The 20,934-nt window shown below is 63.0% G+C and carries 17 protein-coding genes; 9 read left to right on the top strand and 8 right to left on the bottom strand.

Annotated features, from left to right (window positions below):
- Window positions 1-142: 142 nt before the first annotated feature.
- The 7 genes from ACF8FG_RS17615 to ACF8FG_RS17585 all read left to right on the top strand — a co-directional run bounded on the left by ACF8FG_RS17615 (window position 143) and on the right by ACF8FG_RS17585 (window position 6,487).
- Window positions 143-670 (top strand): spore coat U domain-containing protein, encoded by a 528-nt coding sequence (locus tag ACF8FG_RS17615; RefSeq protein WP_318077665.1) that lies wholly within the window; start codon window positions 143-145, stop codon window positions 668-670.
- A gap of 30 nt (window positions 671-700) precedes the next feature.
- Entirely contained in the window at window positions 701-1,237 is a 537-nt protein-coding gene (locus ACF8FG_RS17610; RefSeq protein ID WP_012052961.1) for a spore coat U domain-containing protein, read from the top strand.
- 18 nt (window positions 1,238-1,255) lie between these two features.
- Complete coding sequence (locus ACF8FG_RS17605; RefSeq protein WP_014591643.1) at window positions 1,256-1,789, top strand: spore coat U domain-containing protein; 534 nt, start codon at window positions 1,256-1,258, stop codon at window positions 1,787-1,789.
- A 3-nt stretch (window positions 1,790-1,792) separates the two neighbouring features.
- On the top strand, window positions 1,793-2,296 hold the full coding sequence (locus ACF8FG_RS17600; RefSeq protein ID WP_014591642.1) for a spore coat U domain-containing protein: 504 nt from the start codon (window positions 1,793-1,795) through the stop codon (window positions 2,294-2,296).
- Between the two features lie 40 nt (window positions 2,297-2,336).
- Complete coding sequence (locus tag ACF8FG_RS17595; RefSeq protein WP_014591641.1) at window positions 2,337-3,113, top strand: molecular chaperone; 777 nt, start codon at window positions 2,337-2,339, stop codon at window positions 3,111-3,113.
- 108 nt (window positions 3,114-3,221) lie between these two features.
- Entirely contained in the window at window positions 3,222-5,519 is a 2,298-nt protein-coding gene (locus ACF8FG_RS17590) for a fimbria/pilus outer membrane usher protein (protein ID WP_070384060.1), read from the top strand.
- Window positions 5,516-6,487 carry a spore coat U domain-containing protein gene (locus tag ACF8FG_RS17585; RefSeq protein WP_070384059.1) on the top strand — a complete coding sequence of 324 codons (972 nt, stop codon included), beginning with the start codon at window positions 5,516-5,518 and terminating at the stop codon, window positions 6,485-6,487. Before ACF8FG_RS17590 ends, ACF8FG_RS17585 begins: the two co-directional genes overlap by 4 nt.
- A gap of 76 nt (window positions 6,488-6,563) precedes the next feature.
- Here ACF8FG_RS17585 and ACF8FG_RS17580 read toward each other — a convergent pair whose 3' ends face one another.
- The 5 genes from ACF8FG_RS17580 to dkgB all read right to left on the bottom strand — a co-directional run bounded on the left by ACF8FG_RS17580 (window position 6,564) and on the right by dkgB (window position 12,113).
- Window positions 6,564-7,712, bottom strand: coding sequence for a M14-type cytosolic carboxypeptidase (locus tag ACF8FG_RS17580; RefSeq protein WP_070384058.1), 1,149 nt, complete (start codon window positions 7,710-7,712; stop codon window positions 6,564-6,566).
- Between the two features lie 142 nt (window positions 7,713-7,854).
- Complete coding sequence (locus ACF8FG_RS17575; protein ID WP_019437447.1) at window positions 7,855-8,628, bottom strand: helix-turn-helix domain-containing protein; 774 nt, start codon at window positions 8,626-8,628, stop codon at window positions 7,855-7,857.
- Window positions 8,629-8,664: 36 nt separating this feature from the next.
- Entirely contained in the window at window positions 8,665-9,897 is a 1,233-nt protein-coding gene (locus tag ACF8FG_RS17570) for an MFS transporter (protein ID WP_070384057.1), read from the bottom strand.
- Window positions 9,898-10,116: 219 nt separating this feature from the next.
- Window positions 10,117-11,304 (bottom strand): MFS transporter, encoded by a 1,188-nt coding sequence (locus ACF8FG_RS17565; RefSeq protein ID WP_076403315.1) that lies wholly within the window; start codon window positions 11,302-11,304, stop codon window positions 10,117-10,119.
- Between the two features lie 5 nt (window positions 11,305-11,309).
- Complete coding sequence (dkgB, locus tag ACF8FG_RS17560) at window positions 11,310-12,113, bottom strand: 2,5-didehydrogluconate reductase DkgB (RefSeq protein ID WP_014591634.1); 804 nt, start codon at window positions 12,111-12,113, stop codon at window positions 11,310-11,312.
- Between the two features lie 204 nt (window positions 12,114-12,317).
- Here dkgB and ACF8FG_RS17555 point away from each other — a divergent pair, with 204 nt between their 5' ends.
- Entirely contained in the window at window positions 12,318-16,505 is a 4,188-nt protein-coding gene (locus tag ACF8FG_RS17555) for an NEL-type E3 ubiquitin ligase domain-containing protein (RefSeq protein ID WP_076403309.1), read from the top strand.
- A 46-nt stretch (window positions 16,506-16,551) separates the two neighbouring features.
- On the opposite strand, the gene ACF8FG_RS17550 is transcribed toward ACF8FG_RS17555, so the two are convergent.
- Window positions 16,552-17,046 (bottom strand): DUF934 domain-containing protein, encoded by a 495-nt coding sequence (locus tag ACF8FG_RS17550; protein ID WP_003250391.1) that lies wholly within the window; start codon window positions 17,044-17,046, stop codon window positions 16,552-16,554.
- Complete coding sequence (locus ACF8FG_RS17545) at window positions 17,030-18,682, bottom strand: nitrite/sulfite reductase (protein ID WP_012052949.1); 1,653 nt, start codon at window positions 18,680-18,682, stop codon at window positions 17,030-17,032. Before ACF8FG_RS17545 ends, ACF8FG_RS17550 begins: the two co-directional genes overlap by 17 nt.
- A gap of 213 nt (window positions 18,683-18,895) precedes the next feature.
- Between ACF8FG_RS17545 and ACF8FG_RS17540 the strand changes: the two genes are divergently transcribed.
- Window positions 18,896-19,972: an ABC transporter substrate-binding protein gene (locus tag ACF8FG_RS17540; RefSeq protein WP_014591632.1), complete on the top strand. Its 1,077-nt coding sequence runs from the start codon at window positions 18,896-18,898 to the stop codon at window positions 19,970-19,972.
- Window positions 19,973-20,615: 643 nt separating this feature from the next.
- Here ACF8FG_RS17540 and ACF8FG_RS17535 read toward each other — a convergent pair.
- A complete protein-coding gene (locus ACF8FG_RS17535) occupies window positions 20,616-20,831 on the bottom strand; it encodes a DUF2970 domain-containing protein (protein WP_014591631.1) in 216 nt (71 codons plus the stop codon).
- Window positions 20,832-20,934 lie beyond the last annotated feature (103 nt).

Here is a 20,934-nt window from a genome sequence, read left to right as displayed (position 1 = left end):
GCCACGGGTTCTGTGCGGTACAGGCTTTTTTTGATGCCACGGTATCGCTTTGTCGCTAATACAAAAAAATGGCTTTATGCCACATCGGCTGCGCCGCCTCACTGCTACGCTCAGTTCAAGACGTTTCGATAAGGATAACAAGGTGACGGAGCGTATGCTGGCCGCGCTGTTCGGCCTGTTGTTCAGCGGCACTACCGTTGCTGCGGATTTTCTCGTGGAGGTGCGGGTACTGGTGCAGCGTGGCTGCATGCTGGTCAACCAGACCCGCGATGCGGGAGCCCAGGCCCTGGGACGGATCGACCTGGGTGCTACGGCGCGCCTGGATGGCCCTGGCGCGCCCTTGAGTGGTGTGCTGCTGAGCCAGCGCCCGCCGCGCCTGGAGTGCAACCCGGATACGCCCTATCAGGTGCGCGTCGATGGTGGCCAGCATGGTGGTGTTGGCGAACTGCGCTACCTGGCGAGCGACGATCGCTTGGCGCGGCCCATTCCTTACCGCTTGTACCGTGACGCTGCCTGGCGTGAGCCGCTGGCAGTGGGGGTAGCCCAATCGGCGCGTGTACCGGGCAGCGGTTCGGTTGAATTGCCGTTGTACGCACGTATCGACAAATTGGCCTGGGTGCCAGATGCAGGGGGTTATGCCGACCTGCTGAAAGTCACCGTCACCTGGTAGGGACGCCACCATGCACAAGGACGCCATGCCATGAGCCGCACTTCGATCCTGTTGCTCACCCTCGGCCCGCTACTGGTCCCCGGCGGTGCGGTGCATGGCAGCACCACCGGTTTCATACAGGCGCGGCTGGTCATCAGCGCGTCTTGCCAGATCAGCAGCAACGAGACGCAACCGGCTGTGTTGGGTGACCCAGGCGTACTGGACTTTGGCGAGCGCGGTCCGAACTGGGATCAGCCGTTGCGCAGCCAGGTGGACGAAGTGGGCGGTCAGGGTAGCCTGCAAATCAGTTGCACACCTGAGGTTCGGGCCTTCAACGTGCGTATCAATGGTGGTCTCAATGGCGACGATGGCATTCGCCGCCTGAGCAACGGCCGTGAACTGATTCCTTATCAGCTGGCGGTCGACCCAGGCGGTAACAGCCGCTACGGCGTCGGCCAGGCGCGGGCCTTCACCATTCGCAGCAGCCAGCAAGTGCCGATTCCCATCTACGGTGTGGTAGTGGCGCAACCGCGGGCGCTGCCGGCCGGGCTTTACCGCGACACCCTCAGAGTGACCCTGGACTGGTAACCACGCAAGGAGACTCCGATGCGAACGAACCTTTCATATTGCTTCCTCGCAGGCCTGGGCCTGGCGTTGGCTTCCCAGGCCCAGGCGGCCACGGTGACGGGGAGTATCAGCTCGACCCTGACGCTGACTGCGGCGTGCCAGGTCAATGGCACGTCGGGCACGTCGGGGCTTGACTTCGGTGCCCTGGACTTCGGTACCGAGGATGCCTTGTTCGTCACCGCCGATGCCCAGGTGCTGGGAGGCGGGGGAGGCGCCATGAGCATCCTGTGCTCTGCAGGTACGGTGCCTGTGATCAAAGTGAGTGCAGGCCTGCATGATGGCCAGTCGAGCGGTGGCACCCGTGCGCTCGCTGATGGTTCTGGCAACTTTGTGCCGTATGACCTCTATACCGACGCGGGGCGTACGGCGTTGCTGGCGGTCGACGACACCATCACCCTGCCGACCAGTACCGGCGCCGCTCAGACGGTCAACCTTTATGGCAAGGCCGTCGGCAAGGCGGGCCTGCCCGCAGGGGTCTACAGCGACACGATCTCGGTCGAGCTGTCGTTCTGACCCATGCGCGGCTGGCTGGCAGGAGGCCTGACTGGCGTCAGCATGTTGTTGGCCGCTCCGTTGGGGGCAGTGACCACCAGTACCTTCACGGTGACGGCGCAGGTTGTCGCCGGGTGCCTGGTGGTGGGGGGTGTCACCAGCTACGGCACGCTCGATTATGGCTCGCAGTCGGCGCTGTCCACGGGGCTGCTCAGCACATCGCTGGGTGGTTCTACCGTGACGTTCCAGTGCACGCCGGGCGTGGCCATGAGTATGAGCCTGGACGGCGGGCAAAACAGTGCCAGTGGCACACGCAACCTGAAGCGCACCAGTGGCACGCAAATGCTGGCCTACCAGTTGTACCGGGACGCCGCCTATAGCCAGGCCTTGGGGATCGGCCAGAGCGTGGCGGTGAGCTATTCCGACCCGACGGCGATCAAGTTACCGGTGTACGGACGGGTTCAGCTGACCGGCACGCAGCCGGCAGGGACCTACACCGATGTGGTGCAAGTGACGGTGACCTGGTAACGGCCAGCGCCACCCATGACAAGTGTCTAAGGAGAGCTGCATGCGGGCAGGCGCGAAGTGGACGCGTGGATTGACAGGTTTATTGTCGCTGGCAAGCCTGCCGGCCTGGGCGGCCACTTCGGTGCTGATCTGGCCGATCGACCCGGTGCTGGAGGCCGACCAGAAGGCAGGTGCGTTGTGGCTGGAAAACCGTGGCACTGCGCCGGCAAACCTGCAGGTGCGGGTATTCGCCTGGCGCCAGGGTGATTACCAGGAGCAGTTCCAGGCGCAGCGCGAGATTATCGGCAGCCCGCCGGTCGCCAACATTGCACCCGGGCAGAAGCAACTGATCCGCCTGACCCGTACCGGCCCTTCACCGGCCGGCCAGGAGCAGGCCTACCGCATCATCATCGACGAGATTCCGCCCGCCATTGCGGTCGACAAGGCCGAGCCCGGCGCGACGGCGGCCATTCGATTGCAGATGCGCTATTCGGTGCCGCTGTTCGTCTATGGCGAAGGGCTGTGGGGCAAGGCCGACCCTGAAGGCAGACGCAATGCCGAGGGCGTGGGCAAGCCGCAGCTCAGCTGGCGCCCGGTGACGGTGCAGGGCAAGCCCTATATTGAACTGCGTAACACGGGCCCGGTACATGCGCGGCTGACCGATGTGGTCGTGCAGCAAGGCAGCCAGAGCAAGCCACTGGCTGAAGGCCTGCTGGGTTATGTGCTGCCGGGGGCAAGCATGCGCTGGCCGGCTCCCGTCGCATCCGGCAACGGCAGCGTGCTCAAGGGCAGGGTCAATGGTCAGCGCTCGGCGGACGCCATCCGCCAAGGCCAATGAGCCAACGGCTGAATGAAGTGCAGGGGCCAAGGAGGACCCGGCAATGGTTGGAAACCGTGTGTGAAGTGGCTCCCGGCGACGACGTGCCGCTGGTGCCTGGGACTGGCCATGGTCAGTCCCGCGCTGGTGCTGGCCGACGACTTGCCCCCACCGCCCACGGAGATGTCCGCCATCGCCGAGGCCACCCTTTACCTCGACCTGGTGGTGAACCAGATGCCCAGGGTTGACCTGATACCGGTGCAGCAGCGGGCCGGGCGGTTGTATCTGGACAGCGACGTATTGCGTGCAGCCGGCGTCTCGCTGCCGGGCAATCCCCAGGGGGAGGTGGCCCTGGACAGCATCGCGGGGCTGCACACCGACTACGACAGTCAGAACCAGCGCCTGCTGCTGCAAGTGCCGCCAGCCTGGTTGCCAGAACAGCAAGTGGGTGATCGCAACCTTTACCCGGCCAGCGATGCGCGCAGCAGTTTCGGCGCCTTGTTCAACTACGACCTGTATCTCAACGACACCGATGAAGGCGGTACCTACCTGGCCGCCTGGAACGAGCTGCGCCTGTTCGACAGCTGGGGTACCTTTTCCAGCACCGGGCAGTGGCGTCAGTCTTTCAATGGCGCACAGGCGGACGATACCCGCCGTGGCTTCATGCGTTACGACACCACCTGGCGCTTCACCGACGAGCAGCGCCTGCTGACCTACGAAGCCGGTGACTTCGTGACGGGTGCCTTGCCCTGGAGCAGTTCGGTGCGAGTGGGTGGGGTGCAGCTGTCACGCGACTTCGCTGCGCGTCCTGATCTTGTCACTTACCCGTTGCCTGCGTTCGCCGGTGAAGCGGCGGTGCCGACGTCGCTTGACCTGTTCATCAACGGTTTCAAGTCCAGTACCACCGAACTGCAGCCAGGCCCCTACACCCTGACCAATGTGCCGTTCATCAACGGTGCCGGGGAGGCGGTGGTGGTCACCACTGATGCCCTTGGCCGGCAGGTGTCGACCACCTTGCCGTTCTATGTCACCAGCAGCCTGCTGCAGAAGGGCCTGTCGGACTACTCGGTGGCCGCCGGGAGCCTGCGCCGTGATTACGGCGTACGTGATTTCAGCTATGGACCGGGTATCGCCTCGGGCAGCCTGCGCTATGGGCTCAGTGACATCTTCACCCTGGAAACCCACGCCGAAACGGCTGAGTCGCTGATGCTGGGTGGGCTGGGTGGCAACATGCGCATGGGCAACTTCGGCGTGCTCAACGCCGCCTTGGCGCAAAGCCGGTTCGATGGCGAAAAGGGGCACCAGGTCGCCCTTGGCTACCAGTACAACAGCCAGCGCATCGGCTTCGGTTACCAGCGCCTGCAACGCCACGGCGACTATGCCGACCTGAGCCGGGTGGGCTCTGCGGAGATGCAACTGAGCAAAAGCAGCGAACAGGTCACCCTCAGTGTCAACCTTAACGAGTACGGCAGCATTGGCGCTGGCTACTTCGACGTGCGCGCCGGTGACGGTACGCGTACCCGGTTGATCAACCTGAGCTACAGCAAGCCGCTGTGGGGCAGCAGCAGTGTGTACCTGTCGGCCAACCGTGAAGTGGGTGACAGCCAGTGGGCGGTGCAGGCGCAACTGGTGATCCCGTTCGACTTGCACGGCACCTTGGCGCTGAGCATGGAACGCAGCAATGAAGGCGAGACCCTGCAACGGGTCAACTACAGCCGTGCGGTGCCAGCGGGTGTCGGCGTCGGTTACAACCTTGGGTATGCCGCAGGCAGCGACCGTGATGCCTATCGCCAGGCCGACGTCACCTGGCGCCTGCAATCGGTGCAATTGCAGGCCGGTGTGTATGGCAGCAGCGGCGAGATGACCCGCTGGGCCGACGCCAGTGGTTCTCTGGTGTGGATGGATGCCGGCGTGTTCGCCGCCAACCGTATCGATGATGCCTTCGTGGTGGTCAGCACCGCAGGTTACGCGGATGTGCCGGTGCGTTATGAAAACCAGGAAATCGGCCGTACCGATGCCAAGGGGCACTTGCTGGTGCCTTACAGCAGCGGTTACTACCGGGGTAAGTACGAGATCGATCCCATGAACCTACCACCGGATGTCCTCGCGCCGGACGTTGAGCAGCGTGTGGCGGTACGACGGGGCAGTGGCTACTTGCTGGAATTCCCCCTCAAGCGCGTCATGGCGGCCAGTGTTGAATTGGTGGATGGCAATCAGCAGGTGCTCAAACTGGGTAGCCGTGTTACCCACGCAGAGAGTGGCACCCAGGCGGTGGTGGGATGGGACGGGCTGGTATACCTGGAGAACCTGTCGTTGCATAACCGCCTTCAGGTGGCGCTTGAAGGGGGTGGGCATTGCGAAGTGGCGTTCGACCTGCCCGAAGCGCAAGGCTCGGTCCCTTTGATTGGTCCGTTGGTGTGCCGATGAATGCCTGGCGGCGGGGCCTGGTGGCGAGCGTGCTGCTGTTGCCGAGCAGTACGGCCTGGGCGCTTTGCTCATCGGTGGCCACGTTGCCGGCAGCGTTTGGCAGCCTTAATTCAACGCAGGTTCGCAACACGGTACAGACGGCTTCCAGCCTCAACTCCGGGTTGCAGTGCACCGGTTCACTACTGACCGTGCTCAGCAGCGGTGATCACTTCTACGCCACGATCACGCCCGCTTCGGGCGGGCTGGTCGGCCCGACAGGCGATGTCATTCCCTACACGCTGTATGCCGATAACACCACCCGCTACCCGATTACCCGGGGTGTGGCCTACGACTTCGCCCGCAACGGCATCCTCGACTTGCTGGGGCTGCTCGGCGGTACCACGCCCAAGGCGGTGCCGATCTACATGCGCACCCAGATTGGCAGCAATGTCGCGGCCGGGTTGTATCAAGAGGCCCTGACCGTGGCCTGGAGCTGGGATTATTGCTCGGGGATTGGCGCGTTAGGGATATGCCTTGGGCGCGACATCGGCTCGGGTAGCCAGCTCTTGAACGTGAGCCTGACGGTGACCAACGATTGCCAGATCACCACGCCTGACATCAGCTTCGCCAGTGCGCCGGTGGTGGCGGGGTTCGGCACGGTGAGCCAGGGCATAAACGTGTCATGCACCAAGGGCAGCAGCTACACGGTAGGGCTGGGTGACGGGCAGAACGTGTCCGGTGGGCGGCGGCGGATGAAGTCTTCGGTCAACAACTACCTGGCCTATGACATTTTCAAAAGTGCCGGCACCGTGCGCTGGGGGGCGTCAGGGGCTGCCAGGCGTTCCAGTACAGATGCCGACATCAACCCCGGCGTGGGTACCGGCACGGGTAGCCAGGTGTTCAACTACAACGCCAAGGTCTATACCGATCAGGCGACACCGCCGGCTGCGACCTATACCGACAGTGTGATACTGGATGTGCAGTTCTGAACGGCGGTCAATACCCCCGAAGCAGCCGCCGCGTGTCGCGACGGGCTGCTCCTGCAGGGGCTGCGCAAGACGAGGTTCAGCGCAAATCGCCAACCATGCTTGCCAGGGTCTCCAGCACCGCGCCGGCCAGTGCCTTCGAGCGCGCCCCCGACCACCCGGTGACTGCATCGGGCGCGTCGTCATGGTCCTTGAACGGCATCTCCAGCGTCAGTGACAGGCAGTCATGGGCCATGCCCACCGCATTGCAGGCCAGCGTCGTATTCGCCTGTCCGGGCTCGTCACGGGTATAGCCATGCACCGTCTGGAAGTCGCGGGTCAGGCTGCACAAGGTGCTACGGAACTGCTCTTCGAGTTTGGCCAGCCGAGGGGTGTAACCCGGGTTGCCCTCGCATGCGGCCGTGAACACGTGGGGGATCTCTTCGTCACCGTGCACGTCGATGAAGGCATCCACACCGTACTGCTTCATCTGCGCTTGTGCAAAGAACACTTCCGGGCTGAATTCGACGCTGGCGTCCTGCCAGGCGCGGTTGAGGTCCTTGCCCTTGAAGTTGGTGCGCAGGTGGCCAAGGAAGGCGCCGTCGGGGTTCATGTTGGGGATCAGGTAAAGGTCGGCCTTGGCCAGCAATCGCTGGATCACTGCGTCGTTGGCCTGCAGGCGGTCGATCACGCCTTCCATGAACCATTCGGCCATGTGCTCGCCCGGGTGCTGCTGGGCAATCAGCCACAGCTTGCGCTTGCCTTCGGCACCGTCACCTGCCCGCAGCAGCGGGATATCGCGGCCCTGGATACTGCGGCCGCTGGCCAGCAACTCGATCCCCGGGAGTTCGCGGGCACGCTCGATCAGCTGGTTGTGGCGGGCCCGCGGGTAGGGCTCGAAGTAAGCGAACCAGATCTGGTCCTGTTCAGCCTTGACTTCGAACGATAGCGCCGTACCGTCGAACTGGCTTGGCACGCGGAACCAGCGCTGCTGGTCGTAGCTGGCCACAGCGTTGTAGCCGCTCCACGCGTTCTTGTACGAGGAGCCAGAAGCGTTGTCCAGGCTGAAGCGATGGACCTGCCCCGGTGTGAGCCCGCTGACCTTGAAGTGGAACCACTGGTAGTGGCCGCTGTGGGTGTCCGGGCGGATGGCCAGGTGTACCTGTGCCGGGTTGCTGGCATCCAGTACCTGGATGTTGCCGGAATCGAATGCGCAGTCGATCTGCAGGGGGGACAGCGTCACGGTCATGTGCCGGGCTCCTTTGCGGGCATTGTTGTAGGGGTACTGTATACGGCTTGGCAGGGATGCTGTGCAAGATCAGGCAGGGCGAGCCGTTGGCGGGCAGCTGGTATGCCGCGAGCCAACGGCCGGCAAAGGTGTGAACGTCAGGTTATTTGAAGAACTGACTGGGCGTGGTACCGAACTGGCGTTTGAACATGCTGGCGAAGGCACTTGGGCTGTCATAGCCCAAGGCCCCTGCCACATCGATGATTCGCTCGCCCAGGGCAATCCGCTCCAGTGCCTGCATCAGCCGCGCCTGCTGGCGCCACTGGCCGAAGGTCATGCCGGTTTCCTTGCGGAACAACCGCTGGATGGTCTTTTCGTCCACCCCCAGTCGCAGGCCCCAGTCGGCAACCGTGGCGTTATCCTCGGGCCGTTCATGCAATGCCGTACAGATCACCCGCAGGCGCTGGTCGCTGGGCTGCGACAGCTTCAGCGGCAAGGTCGGCAGTACGCAGATTTCGTCGAGGATCAGGCGCATGACCCGGGCTTCGCGCGAGTCCTCGGCAAAGGGTGCGGTGAAGCCCACCGAGGCCTTGATCAGTTCGCTGAGCAGCGGCGAGATGCTGATGGCCTTGCTCTGCAGGGGCAGGCCGGTTGCCGCGTCGATGCGCACGAACACACTGCGCATCTTCACGTCGCCGACACAGCGAATGGCATGCACCTGGCCGCAAGGCATCCACACACCTCGGCTGGGTGGCACTGTCCAGCATTCGTTTCCGGACTCGACGATCATCAGGCCTTTGATGGCATAGATCAGTTGATGCTTGGTATGGCTATGGGGCTCGATGAACCAGTCGCTTGGGTAGTCTGTCGCACGGCTACCCACTTCCCAGGTCCACTCATCGACCTCCACCAGCAATTCACGCTGCGGCTTTACCATCGTGACCTCGTATCGAAGCAGCCTGGCAGCGCCACTTTAGCAGCAACGGCCAGGACGGGCCTGCGAGCGGGTGGCCGGTAGCAAGGCGGTGGCCAGCCCGAGCAGCGGCAGGAACGCAATGGCCTGGTACACCCACTCGATGCCATGCCGGTCGGCCAGTGCGCCCAGGCCGGCTGCGCCCACGCCGCTGATGCCGAACATCAGCCCGAACATCACCCCCGAAACCATGCCGACCCGGCCTGGCACCGCCTCCTGGGCATACACCACCAGGGCAGCGAATGCCGAGGACATCACCAGGCCGATGGCCACCGCCAGCACGGCTGTCCAGGCCAGGTTGGCATGGGGCAGGGCCAGGGCGAAGGGCGCCACACCGAGGAACGAGACCCAGATCACGGCCTTGCGCCCGATGCGATCACCCACCGGGCCACCGGCAAAGGTGCCCAGCGCAACGGCTGCGAGGAACACGAACAGGTACAGCTGGCTGTGCTGCACACTCAGGCCGAAATGCTCGATCAGGTAGAAGGTGAAGAAGTTGGTGAACGAAGCGATGTAGACGAACTTGGCGAACATCAGCACGGCGATCACCGCCACAGCGCGCCACATGGCACCCCGCGACAGGCCGGGGGCCTGTTGGCCAGCGAAGGTCTTGAGCCGGGCCTGGCCGTGGCGCACGCTCCAGCCTGTCACCCGCAGCAGCACCAGAACAGCCAGCGCAGCGGCCAGCATGAACCAGGCAATGGCCGGTTGGCCGTGCGGAATGATGATGGCAGCAGTGAGCAGCGGGCCGAGGGCCGAGCCGGTATTGCCGCCGACCTGGAAGGTGGATTGCGCGGTCCCGAAGCGCCCGCCGGAGGCCATTCTGGCCACCCGCGAGGCCTCTGGGTGGAAGGTGGCCGAACCCACGCCGACCACGGCGGCGGCCACCAGCAGCATTTCATAGCTGCCGGCAAAGGCGAGCAGGGCGATGCCCACCAGCGTCACCAGCATGCCGGCAGGCAGCAGGTACGGTTGCGGGTGCTTGTCGGTGAACATGCCGACCCAAGGTTGCAGCAGGGAAGCGGTCACCTGATACACCAAGGCGATCCAGCCGATCTGGGCAAAGCTCAGCGCGAAATCGCTTTTCAGCATGGGGTAGATCGATGGCAGTACGGCTTGAATCAGGTCGTTGAGCAGGTGGGCGAATGCAGCAGCACCGACGATGCGCACGACAAAGCCCTGAGGCTGGTCGGCAGGCGTGGCGGCGGCTACGGAGGCGGCGGAGGTTGTCATGGGCAAGGTTCTTCTAGGGCAAGGGAACAAGGCGTTGCCGCAGCAGGTTATCCAGTGCCGAGGTTGCCTGTCTCACGCCGAACAGGCAGCCAATATCGCGTTTCGGGCATCCTTGCCCGTAGCCTGACAGAGCACGCAGGTGGCCGGCCTTTCATCATTACAGCCCGTGTGCAGGAGCGGCCTGGTGTCGCGATGGGTCGCTCCTGCAGCTGATTGCCTTCAGGCCATATCGGCTGCGGTCTTGCCGGCGACCTTGTTGCGCCCGCCCAGCCATACCAGCAACAGCCCCGCAGCCGCCAGCACACCTCCGGCCATTGGCACGGCGGCGTAGCCCAGGTTCAGGCTGATAACCGCACCACCCAGCGCCGCGCCCACGGCGTTACCCAGGTTGAACGCACCCACGTTGATCGACGATGCCAGGCCTGGCGCCTCGATGGCGGCAGTCATTACGCGCATTTGCAGCGGCGGTACCACGGCGAAGGTGAACATGCCCCAGACCAGCAGGGCGATGGCAGCGCCGATGTGGCTACCCAGTACCAGGGGCATCGCCAGCATGATCAGCGCCAGCACGGCGAGGAAGATCTTCGCCGCGCCATCCAGCGACCAGTCGGCCAGGCGGCCACCCAGGCTGTTGCCAAGGGTGAAGCCAACCCCGATCAGTACCAGCGCCAAGGTTACGAAGCTGTCCGAGGCACCGGTCAGTTCGGCCAGCACTGGCGCCACGTAGGTGTACAAGGTGAACATGGCGCCGGCACCGAGCACGGTGGTGGCCATTGCCAGCAGCACGCTGGGGCGGGCAATGACCGCCAGTTCCTTGCGCACATGCGGCACGCTGCCGCGTTCACCCTTGGGCAGGGCGTACCACAGCGCGGCCATGGCCAGCAGGCCGAGTACGGCGGTACCGGCAAATGCCATGCGCCAGCCAATCTGCTGGCCGATCCAGGTGGCGGCCGGCACGCCGCCGATGTTGGCGATGGTCAGGCCCATGAACATGGTGGCCACGGCGCTGGCCTGTTTCTCCTTGGGCACAACGCTGGCTGCCACCACGGCTCCCAGGCCGAAGAACGCACCATGGTTGAGGCTGGTGACCAGTCGCGAGGCGAGCAGGGTGTAGTAGTCCGGCGACAGTGACGACAGCAGGTTGCCAAGGGTGAAGATGGCCATCAGCGCCATCAGCGCAGCGCGTTTCCCAAAGCGGCTGAACAGCAAGGTCATGATCGGCGCGCCGACCATCACGCCAATGGCATAGGCGGTTATCAGCATGCCGGCGCTGGGGATGCTCACCTCCACGCCCTGGGCGATGACTGGCAGTAGCCCCATCGGGGTGAACTCGGTAGTACCGATGCCAAAGGCGCCAATGGCCAACGCGAAGAGCACGCGGCCGGGTGTCATTGTTTGAGCCGTCATCGGTGTCAGTCCCAGGTTGGCGCCAGGCCGTCAGGGCTGACCTCGCGGCCATTGCGCTCCAGCTTGGCGATACGTGCCATGTCGTCGGTGTCCAGCGTCAGGCCACAGGCAAGGAGGTTGCTGGCCAGGTTTTCACGCTTGGTCGACGACGGGATCACTGCATAGCCCAGTTGCAGGGCCCAGGCCAGGGCAACCTGGGCGACGGTAGCCTTGTGCTTGGCGGCGATCTGGGCCAGCACCGGGTCTTTCAGCACTTTGCCGTAGGCCAGGGTCATGTACGAGGTCACGGTGATCCCTTGTTCCTTGAGGAACGCGGTCAGCTTGCTGTTCTGCAGGTAGGGGCTGAGCTCGATCTGGTTGGTGGCGATTTCCCCTTTGCCGACCACGGCAATGGCTTGCCTGGTCAGCTCGATGTTGAAGTTGGAAACGCCGATCTGGCGAGCCAGGCCTTGCTGCTTGGCGTCGGCCAGGGCCTTCATGTACTCGGGCAGTTCTACGCCATTGCCCGGCGCTGGCCAGTGGATCAGCAGCAGGTCGACGTAGTCGGTGCGCAGTTTCTGCAAGCTGTCACGCAGGCTGGGGATCAGCTTGTCGGCGGCGTAGTTGTCGACCCAGATCTTGGTGGTGATGAACAGCTCGCTGCGCGGTACGCCGCTTTCGGCGATGGCCTGGCCCACTTCGGCTTCGTTCTTGTAGATCTGGGCGGTATCGATGACGCGGTAGCCGACTGCCAGGGCAGACTTGACCGAGTCGATGACGGTTTGGCCGGTGAGGCGGAAGGTGCCGAGGCCGAAGGAAGGAACGCTCATGGGGTTGCTCCTGAATAGGGGGAGGATCATGTGGTGCCCAGTGTGCAGGTTTGAACGGCAGCGAATAAGCCACTACGGCGCCAAAGTCATTTGACCTGTAGGCACAAATACATTTTCAAGCTGTGCATTCACTACATAAATAGGGCCAGAGGGGATTGGAACCTTGTTCAGCTAGCGCTTTTTTATCAAGCGTTGAGGCTGCCCATGACCCGTTCCGTAATACCTGCCGATTCCATCGATGCGCTGATTGCCCGTCAGCTGCCAGGCTGGCTCAAGCGCGCGTCTGCCCAAGAGCTGACAAGGCTGCGCGCCGCTGCTTTGCGCCAACAGCAGGCGCAGGACCAAGTCGACGCCTGGCTAGGGGCCATAACCCCCCTGGATGAGTTTGCCGATTCGTTGCTCAAAAGAGCACTTGAGGCCCATTCGATCAGGCAGGTAGACCTACGCCAGGCACAGCTCAGGCTGGTGACCCTGCAGCCAAAACCGTCGATATCTCCTGCTTTGCCAAGCACATCGACACGCATCGTCAGCACCCAGACCCTGCTATCGGCGGCACTGCATAACTTCCACGAAAAGGAAATGCAGCCTGGCTGGTTCGCGGCCGGGTCGCAGTTGGTCACTGCTAGCGGGCACCTGCTGCCGCTAAGTGCGCAAGCCTTTGTCCGCCTTTGCAGAGACCTTGATATCGGCAGGCGTTATCAAAGCCATTTGCAAGCGAAGCTTGAAGGCGAGGGGGCGGCCGTCGAGAGCACCCTGGAGGACGCGATGAGCGCCAACCTGGCGCTTGCTGCAATCGCCGCAAGGATCAAGGGTGAAATCGATGAGCAGACCTGTCAGTGGATCACCCAGGTTGTGGGCACAGGGTCTTTCCTGCCAGCCGACAACACCGTGTTGAAGTGTCACAGCCTGCGGCTGTTGGGCAAGAAGGTTATTGGCGCAGTGGTGATCGAAGTGCGTCAGAACGCCCGCCTGCTTGGCGTTATCGCGTGGTTGCCTGAGGACCCGTATGCCCCGGTGAGTTGGCACACCAGCTGGGAACTGCTGTACATGACCCTTGGCATACGCTTGCGTAATGAAGCCTATCGGCGTTACTTCCAGCGCTTCATCGCAGAGCGTGATCGCGTCGCCTTCTGTGTGGCCCTGAGTGCGCTGCTCAGCCACGGTAATACTGTTCTTCCGCTTGAGCTGGATGGCCGCTGTTTTGCGATCGAGGGCGATGTGTTCGTCGCGCTGCGCCAAGCCCGGATCGACAAAATGCTGGATGACGCACGGGTATTGGCGGTTTCGACAGAGGATGAAGATGTCGCCGACCGTCGCGCACGTTTGCAGGGCTATCTGGACTTGGGGTTGAGCGTGGCAGGCCTGGCAGCGCTGTTTGTGCCTGTGTTGGGGCAGGCCCTGCTGGGGCTTACGGTCGTGCAATTGGCGGGGGAGGTGTACGAAGGCTACCAGGACTGGCAGTTGGGTGATCGCGACGCCGCATTGGGCCACTTGTTCAACGTGGCCGACACGGTTGTGATGGCGGCGGTTACGACGGCCGGGGCGACGGCACTTGGCAAGCTGGCCCAGCGAGTGGCCCAGGTGGATGCCTTGGTGCCGGTAAGCCTGGGCGATGGTCAGTTGCGCCTGTGTGATCCGTCCTTGTCGGGCTATCAGCGTGAGGGCGTCGATCTGATGGTAGGACAGGCCGTGAATGAAACTGGTCGCTCGCTGAGGCGCCTGCACGATGCTGTCTATGAAGTGAGCGAAGGGGACGATGGCGCATGGCGTATTCATCACCCATCGAGGCCACAGGCCTACGTACCGGCACTTGAGCACAATGGTGCCGGGGGATGGGTGCATGAGTTCGAACAACCGCAGCGCTGGCATGACGCCGCCTACATGGTGCGCCGCCTTGCCAGTCGCACGGCGCAGGTGCCCGATGAGGTGGTATCCGTGGCGTTGCAGACCACCGGTTTCGATGCTGACTGCCTGCGCCGTTTGTTACTGGAAAATGCGCCTCCGCCGGCACGCTTGCTCGATGCCATCGAGCGCCAGCAATTGCACCATGATTTCCCGGCGTTGCGAGGTGAGGCTTTCGAGGAGGTCTTCAACGAGCGACAGATCAGCCCGCAAGCAGCAGACCGGGTCTTGATGCGGGACTTCCCAGGCCTTTCCCACCGCTGCGCACGGGAAATCGTCGAGGGGGCCAGCAGTGTCGAGATGGAGAGCCTGACGGGCGCAGGCCGGGTGCCCTTGGCCTTGGCGGAACGTGCACGCTGGGCAATACGCGACAGTCGGATAGACCGTGCCTGCGCAGGGTTGCGCCAGGCTGCGGCAGAAAATGACGATACCGGTAAGCTCGCGCTGGGCCTGATCGATGCCATCGCCCCTTGGTCAGCTGGGGTCAACGTTGAGCTGCCTGCCGCGGGGAGGGGTGGGTTGCTGCAGACGTTGAGACGGCAGCTGGACAGCCGCCAGCGACAGTTGCTTGGTATTAGCCAGATGACGGATGACGCACTGGGTGAGCGGCTTGGGCGTGAGGCACTCGCTGACCGTGAAGCGGCGGCCCGAATGATTGGGCTGGCCCGTGTGGGGCAGGGGATTCGCCCACCTGTGCGGTTGTTCGATGGGCGTTTGGGCTACCCGCTCAGTGGCCACCTGACAGGGACCCGCCAGGCACTGCGGCGCACGTTGAGCCACGTGTTCCCGGTGATGAGCAGTGAGCAGCTGGAGGTCTACCTGCAAGACCTGGCGCAGCGGGGGGTGGACCCGTGGAACCATGTCAGCCAACTGTTACAGGCCAAGGTCAGCCTCAAGCAGGCATTGCTAGCCTGGCGAAATGACGCAGAGCTGAACATTGTTCGCCGCCTGCGTCGTATCAAGGTTGCCAGGCGCATTACGGCAAGCTGGCAGCGTTTTACCCCAGGGGAGGTGGCGGGTGACCACCACCTGACCCTCGTAGGTGAGCGGGTGGGTGACCTGCCGGCCCTGCCTGATAATGTGAGTTTTGACCACATCACGCACCTGACCCTGCGCGATATGCAGGTGACGAGCCTTGATGCGGGCTTTCTTGGTCGCTTCAGCAAGGTGCGCAACCTGGACTTGCGGAACAACCGGCTGACGCGCCTTCCTGCAGGTATCGAGCAACTGACCGAATTGAAAAACCTGCGCCTTGGCGGCAATCAGATCGTGCTTTCCAGCGAGGATAACCTGCGTTTGAGCCAGCTTGTGGAGCTGCGCCGCCTGGAGCTCAACGGTAACCCGATAGGCTTGCTGCCACCCTTGGCGTCTTTCCCCCTGCTGCGCCGGTTGTCCTTGCGCAACACCGGGTTGGGCGAACTGCCCGCTGATCTGGCCAGGCACGGTAATCTGGAGTTGCTGGACATGCGTGACAACCAGATCCAGACGCTGCCCGAAGCATTGTCTTTAGTGCCGCTTCGCTTGTTGCGCGGCCTGGAGCTGCACGACAATCCACTTTCGGACGAAACCCTGCAGCGCTTGCAGTTGGCCAGGGCGTCGGCAGGGGCCGCTGAGCGTCGACGTGCAGCTCATGCCACTTCGATCCCGAACGCTGCAGCCCCTTGGTTTTCAGGATTCACGCCAGCCCAGCGCGAGGTGCGATTGGCGATCTGGAACCGCTTGAGCCAGGAAGCCGGGGCGCAGGATCTGTTTCGCTTTTTCTCTGATTTACGCGTCCTGCGTGAATACCACGCACAACCCCGCGACCTTCAGGCGCGTGTGTGGCATATCCTCGAAGCCTGCGAGCAGCACGCTGAAGTACGGGCGAGCCTGTTCGAGCAAGTTGCCCGACCGCGCAGTTGCAGCGACGAGTTGCTGCTGACGCTCAGCGAGCTGGAGATTGGCGCGATGGTCGTCAGGGCCGGAACAGCCGGTACTGGGTTGCAGAAGGAGCGAGCGCTGGTCAGGCTGGGGCGTTCGTTGTACCGCCTGGACAAAGTCAACGCGATTGCGGCGCGGCATATTGCCGATTACTTTTCGAACGATCCCATCGAGGTTTACCTGACCTATCGCGTCAGGCTGGCAGATAGCCTCGATCTTCCTGCCCAACCCAGCTATCTGTCGCACGAGAGTTTCAGTGGGGTTGGCCGTGAAGACCTGGACGCCGCGCGCAACGAGGTGCTGCGGGAGGAAACGCCACAAGCCTTGGCGCAGGCGCTGGCAGATCGATCCTTCTGGCAGGACTACCTGCACGAGCAGCAGGCAGCGCGCTTCAGCCGCTTGGACGAGCCTTTTCAGCAGCGCCTGGATGCGTTGCTCGAACAGTCGAAGACGTTGAGCGATGGCGACTACTTTGCCCAAACCGAGCATATCTGCGCAGCGCGTGAGGTCGCGAAACGGCAACTTTTGCTTGAATTGAGCCGTGAGGCAATCCAGCGCCACGGCCTGTGAACGAAACAGCCCGCCGAGAGGCGGGCTGTTCGCTGGGGCGGGACGATCAGCGGCGGCGGAACAGCGGCAGCGGTTCGTCGGTGGCGGCCTGGTAGGTCACCGAGAAGTCCTTCAGGCTTTGCAGCGCGTCTTCCGGGTCCTTGTCGGCACGGATGGCGAATGCGTCGAAGCCGCAGCGGGCCATGAAGAACAGCTGGTCGCGCAGCACATCGCCGATGGCGCGCAGTTCGCCTTTGAACTTGTAGCGGTCACGCAGCAGGCGCGCATTGGAGTAGCTGCGGCCGTCGGTGAATGCCGGGAAGTTCAGCGCGATGACCTGGAAGTGGTGCACGTCTTCACCGATTTCCTCTGCTTCCTGGTCGCTGTCCAGCCATACACCCAGGCCGCCATCGCGGGCCTTGAGCACGTGGGCATGGTCGCGCCACATTTGCAGCGGCACGATGTAGTCGTCGCAGTTGGTCAGCTCGTCGAACGAGGTTTCCTTGGGCAGCAGGTGCCAGGTTTCGTCGACGATCTGGTTGTTCTTAATGATTCGCTGCATAGACGCGTTCCTTGAAGGGGTCGATGCCGATACGCTGGTAGGTGTCGATGAAACGCTCTTCCTCGGTACGTTGCTCGACGTACACGGCGATCAGCTTCTCGATCACATCGGCCATGTCATCCTGCGCGAAGGACGGGCCAAGGATCTTGCCCAGGCTTGCGCCGCGTGCGGCGTTGCCGCCCAGCGACACCTGGTAGAACTCCTCACCCTTCTTGTCCACGCCGAGGATGCCGATGTGGCCCACGTGGTGGTGGCCGCAGGCGTTCATGCAGCCGGAGATGTTCAGGTCGATTTCGCCGATGTCGAACAGGTAGTCCAGGTCGTCGAAGCGGCGCTGGATGGACTCGGCAATCGGGATCGACTTGGCGTTGGCCAGCGAGCAGTAGTCGCCACCCGGGCAGCAGATGATGTCGGTCAGCAGGCCGATGTTCGGGGTGGCGAAGCCGCCCTCGCGCAGTTCCAGCCACAGTGCGTGCAGTTGGCGCTGCTCGACGTCGGCGAGGATGATGTTCTGCTCGTGCGAGGTGCGCAGGAAGCCGAAGCTGTAGCGTTCTGCCAGGTCGGCCACGGCGTCCAGCTGCTTGTCGGTCACGTCGCCAGGGGCAACACCGGTAGGCTTGAGTGACAGGGTAACAGCCACGTAGCCCGGGCGTTTGTGGGCGCGGGTGTTGCGCGAGCGCCAGCGGGCGAACCCTGGGTGCTCGGCATCCAGGGCGGTGTAGTCGACGTTGTCGAGTGCGAGGTACTCGGGGTCGACGAAGTGGCGCGATACGCGCTGCACTTCGGCTTCGGTCAGGGTGGTGGTGCCGCCACGCAGGTGGACCATTTCGGCCTCGACCTTTTCGGCGAACACTTCCGGGGTAAGGGCCTTGACCAGAATCTTGATCCGCGCCTTGTACTTGTTGTCACGGCGACCGTAACGGTTGTACACCCGCAGGATGGCGTCGAGGTAGCTGATCAGGTCCTGCCATGGCAGGAATTCGTTGATGAACGAGCCCACCACCGGGGTACGGCCCAGGCCACCACCGACCAGCACACGGAAGCCCAGTTCGCCGGCAGCGTTGCGCACCGGCTCCAGGCCAATGTCGTGCACTTCGATGGCTGCGCGGTCTTCCTGCGAGCCGTTGATGGCGATCTTGAACTTGCGTGGCAGGTAGGCGAATTCCGGGTGGAAGGTGGTCCACTGACGGACGATTTCACACCACGGGCGCGGGTCGACGATTTCGTCAGCGGCCACACCGGCGAACTGGTCGGTGGTGGTGTTGCGCAGGCAGTTGCCGCTGGTCTGGATCGCGTGCATCTGCACGGTGGCCAGTTCGGCGAGGATGTCCGGAATGTCTTCCAGCGCCGGCCAGTTGAACTGCACGTTCTGGCGGGTGGAAATGTGGGCATAGCCCTTGTCATAGTCGCGAGCGATCTTTGCCAGGGTGCGGACCTGGTTGGCGTTCAGCTGGCCGTACGGCACCGCGACACGCAGCATCGGCGCGAAACGTTGGATGTAAAGGCCGTTCTGCAGGCGCAGAGGGCGGAATTCTTCTTCGCTCAGCTCACCGGCCAGGTAGCGGCGGGTCTGATCACGGAACTGCTTGACGCGGTCCTCGATGATCCGCTGATCGTACTCGTCGTATACGTACATAAAAGTCCTGTCTCAGGCATGCAGCTATTCGCGCGCACGGCCGCGCACTCCGGTACGGAGCCGGGGAACGATAGCAGGTTGCGGTTATGCGCTAAAGTGATGTTTTTGCATATGAAAAGAACCAAATGGACTATGTGAGATTGACTGCCATTTGTGCGCTGAGCATCGCCATGCGTTTATAATCCGGCGTTTGCTTCGCAGAGATGTGACCCCATGCTCAAGGCCTTGTGCCAAAGCTTGTGCCTTGCCTTGCCACTGGTGGCAAATGCGCAACCGGCTTCGGTGGTGTTCCTCAACCCGGGGCTGTCCAACGAGACATTCTGGACCAGCTATACCCGCTTCATGCAGGCCGCCGCGGACGAGCTGGGCATGACCCTGCAGGTGCAATACAGCGAGCGCCGAGCCGACCTGGCACTGACCCAGGCCCGGGCGATCCTGAGCGCGCCGCAGCGGCCGGATTACCTGGTGCTGGTGAACGAGCAGTATGTGGCACCGGAAATCCTGCGGCTGTCGCGTGGCACCGGGGTGAAGCTGCTGCTGGTCAACAATGGCCTGACCGCCAGCCAGCGCCTCAGCATCGAGGGCCAGCCCGACAAGTACGCCGAGCCACTGGGTACCTTGATGAGCAACGACGAGCAGGCAGGCTTCCAGATGTTGCACCTGTTGCTCGCACAGCTGCCTCACGACGCAGGTCCGGTGGACCTGGTGGCTTTTGCCGGGGTCAAGACCACCCCGGCCTCGCAGTTGCGCGTTGAGGGCATGCGCCGCGCCCTGGCCGATTTCCCTCAGGTGCGCTTGCGGCAAGTGGTATACGGCGGCTGGAGCCGCCAGCGCGCCTACGAGCAAGCGAAACAGTTGCTTGAGCGTTACCCGGCCACCCGGTTGGTGTGGTCTGCCAATGACCAGATGGCCTTTGGTGCCATGCAGGCGTTCGAGGAGGCGGGGTACACGCCGGGGCGTGACGTGCTGTTCGCTGCCGTCAACAGCTCGCCCGAAGCCTTGCGCGCGCGTATCGATGGGCGCTTGAGCGTACTGATGGGGGGGCATTTCACCCTTGGCGGTTGGGCCATGGTGATGTTGCACGATGACGCTCATGGGCTTGCGTTGAACCGCGACGGCGTGCGCGAGCGCCGTGTTCCGGTATTGCAGGAAATCGATCAGGCCAAGGCCAGGCGCTGGCTGAAGCTGTTGGAAAGGGACGACTACGGCGTCGATTTTCGGCGTTACAGTGCCGAAGGGCGGCCGCCCGGGTACCGTTACCCGTTTCTGGCGTCTCCGGTCGAATATTGAATGACCCTGCTTGAGGGAAGGGCATTGCTCGTCTTAACTGCTGGTGGTGAAGTGCATTCCCATAACCACTACAAGAGGCAATGCAATGGGAAACTCAACCAAGGTCCGCAAAGCTGACAGCAGTGTCGATGCCTGGGCGATCCTCTGCCTGATCGTTCTGGTGGTGGTCACTGCCGTGTATTGGGTCAGCCACCAGTGACTTGAAACTCAAGACCGTGATGTAGCAGGGGCGTCTGCGGGAGGGAATCTCGCAGGCGCTTTATTATTGCCTGTGGCCGCCTCTTCGCGGTGAAAACATGTCCCTTGAGAATGGCGCAGGACCGTCGTAGGAGCGGGTTTACCCGCGAAAGGGCCGGCCCTGCTGGCCAATCTCCACCTGCCGTTCACCGTTGCGGCCGCGACCGTATTCGCGGGTAAACCCGCTCCTACACAGATCGGTGGTGGACACAGGTCGGTGGTTGGACACAGGCCGTCGTAGGAGCGGGTTCACCCGCGAAAGGGCCGGGCCTGCTGGCCAATTTCCACCTGCCGTTCACCGTTGCCGCCGCGACCGTATTCGCGGGTAAACCCGCTCCTACACCTGATCGAGGGTGGACACAGGCCGCTGTAGAAGCGGGTTTACCCGCGAATAGGCCGGCATAGGTTACCGGGTCAGGTGCAGGGCCAACTGCACCAGGCCGATCAATACCGCAATGAACACCAGGGTGAACAGCGCCCCCAGCGCAATGAAATGGCTGGCCTTGCCGTGGGTGAAGTCGCGTGCGCGGTTTTTGCCGCTTTGCACGCCGAAGGCGGCAGCGAGAATGCTGTGCAGCATCTGCCATAAGGTCGGGGGTTTGCCCTGGCTGGAATCATCCATGGTGGCTCCTGGGAAAATCAGAGGCAATCAGGGACAGTGTAGGCAATGGTTGTGAGGTTGCCCGTGCCGGCCTCTTCGCGGGGAAACCCGTTCCGACAGGTAA

It is taken from the genome of Pseudomonas sp. YQ_6 (assembly GCF_043103245.1).
GTDB classification, from domain to species: domain Bacteria; phylum Pseudomonadota; class Gammaproteobacteria; order Pseudomonadales; family Pseudomonadaceae; genus Aquipseudomonas; species Aquipseudomonas alloputida.
Note: the sequence above shows the minus strand (reverse complement) of the source record. Positions and strands in the feature narration are given on the sequence as shown.

What these genes read in the sequence shown, in the direction of transcription:
- ACF8FG_RS17540 (WP_014591632.1), top strand. Translation starts at nt 18,896, where the DNA reads ATGCTCAAGGCCTTGTGCCAAAGCTTGTGCCTTGCCTTGCCACTGGTG.
- ACF8FG_RS17545 (WP_012052949.1), bottom strand. Translation starts at nt 18,682, where the DNA reads ATGTACGTATACGACGAGTACGATCAGCGGATCATCGAGGACCGCGTC.
- ACF8FG_RS17555 (WP_076403309.1), top strand. Translation starts at nt 12,318, where the DNA reads ATGACCCGTTCCGTAATACCTGCCGATTCCATCGATGCGCTGATTGCC.
- ACF8FG_RS17565 (WP_076403315.1), bottom strand. Translation starts at nt 11,304, where the DNA reads ATGACGGCTCAAACAATGACACCCGGCCGCGTGCTCTTCGCGTTGGCC.
- ACF8FG_RS17570 (WP_070384057.1), bottom strand. Translation starts at nt 9,897, where the DNA reads ATGACAACCTCCGCCGCCTCCGTAGCCGCCGCCACGCCTGCCGACCAG.
- ACF8FG_RS17605 (WP_014591643.1), top strand. Translation starts at nt 1,256, where the DNA reads ATGCGAACGAACCTTTCATATTGCTTCCTCGCAGGCCTGGGCCTGGCG.
- ACF8FG_RS17585 (WP_070384059.1), top strand. Translation starts at nt 5,516, where the DNA reads ATGAATGCCTGGCGGCGGGGCCTGGTGGCGAGCGTGCTGCTGTTGCCG.
- ACF8FG_RS17610 (WP_012052961.1), top strand. Translation starts at nt 701, where the DNA reads ATGAGCCGCACTTCGATCCTGTTGCTCACCCTCGGCCCGCTACTGGTC.
- ACF8FG_RS17600 (WP_014591642.1), top strand. Translation starts at nt 1,793, where the DNA reads ATGCGCGGCTGGCTGGCAGGAGGCCTGACTGGCGTCAGCATGTTGTTG.
- dkgB (WP_014591634.1), bottom strand. Translation starts at nt 12,113, where the DNA reads ATGAGCGTTCCTTCCTTCGGCCTCGGCACCTTCCGCCTCACCGGCCAA.
- ACF8FG_RS17590 (WP_070384060.1), top strand. Translation starts at nt 3,222, where the DNA reads ATGGTCAGTCCCGCGCTGGTGCTGGCCGACGACTTGCCCCCACCGCCC.
- ACF8FG_RS17575 (WP_019437447.1), bottom strand. Translation starts at nt 8,628, where the DNA reads ATGGTAAAGCCGCAGCGTGAATTGCTGGTGGAGGTCGATGAGTGGACC.
- ACF8FG_RS17595 (WP_014591641.1), top strand. Translation starts at nt 2,337, where the DNA reads ATGCGGGCAGGCGCGAAGTGGACGCGTGGATTGACAGGTTTATTGTCG.
- ACF8FG_RS17580 (WP_070384058.1), bottom strand. Translation starts at nt 7,712, where the DNA reads ATGACCGTGACGCTGTCCCCCCTGCAGATCGACTGCGCATTCGATTCC.
- ACF8FG_RS17550 (WP_003250391.1), bottom strand. Translation starts at nt 17,046, where the DNA reads ATGCAGCGAATCATTAAGAACAACCAGATCGTCGACGAAACCTGGCAC.
- ACF8FG_RS17535 (WP_014591631.1), bottom strand. Translation starts at nt 20,831, where the DNA reads ATGGATGATTCCAGCCAGGGCAAACCCCCGACCTTATGGCAGATGCTG.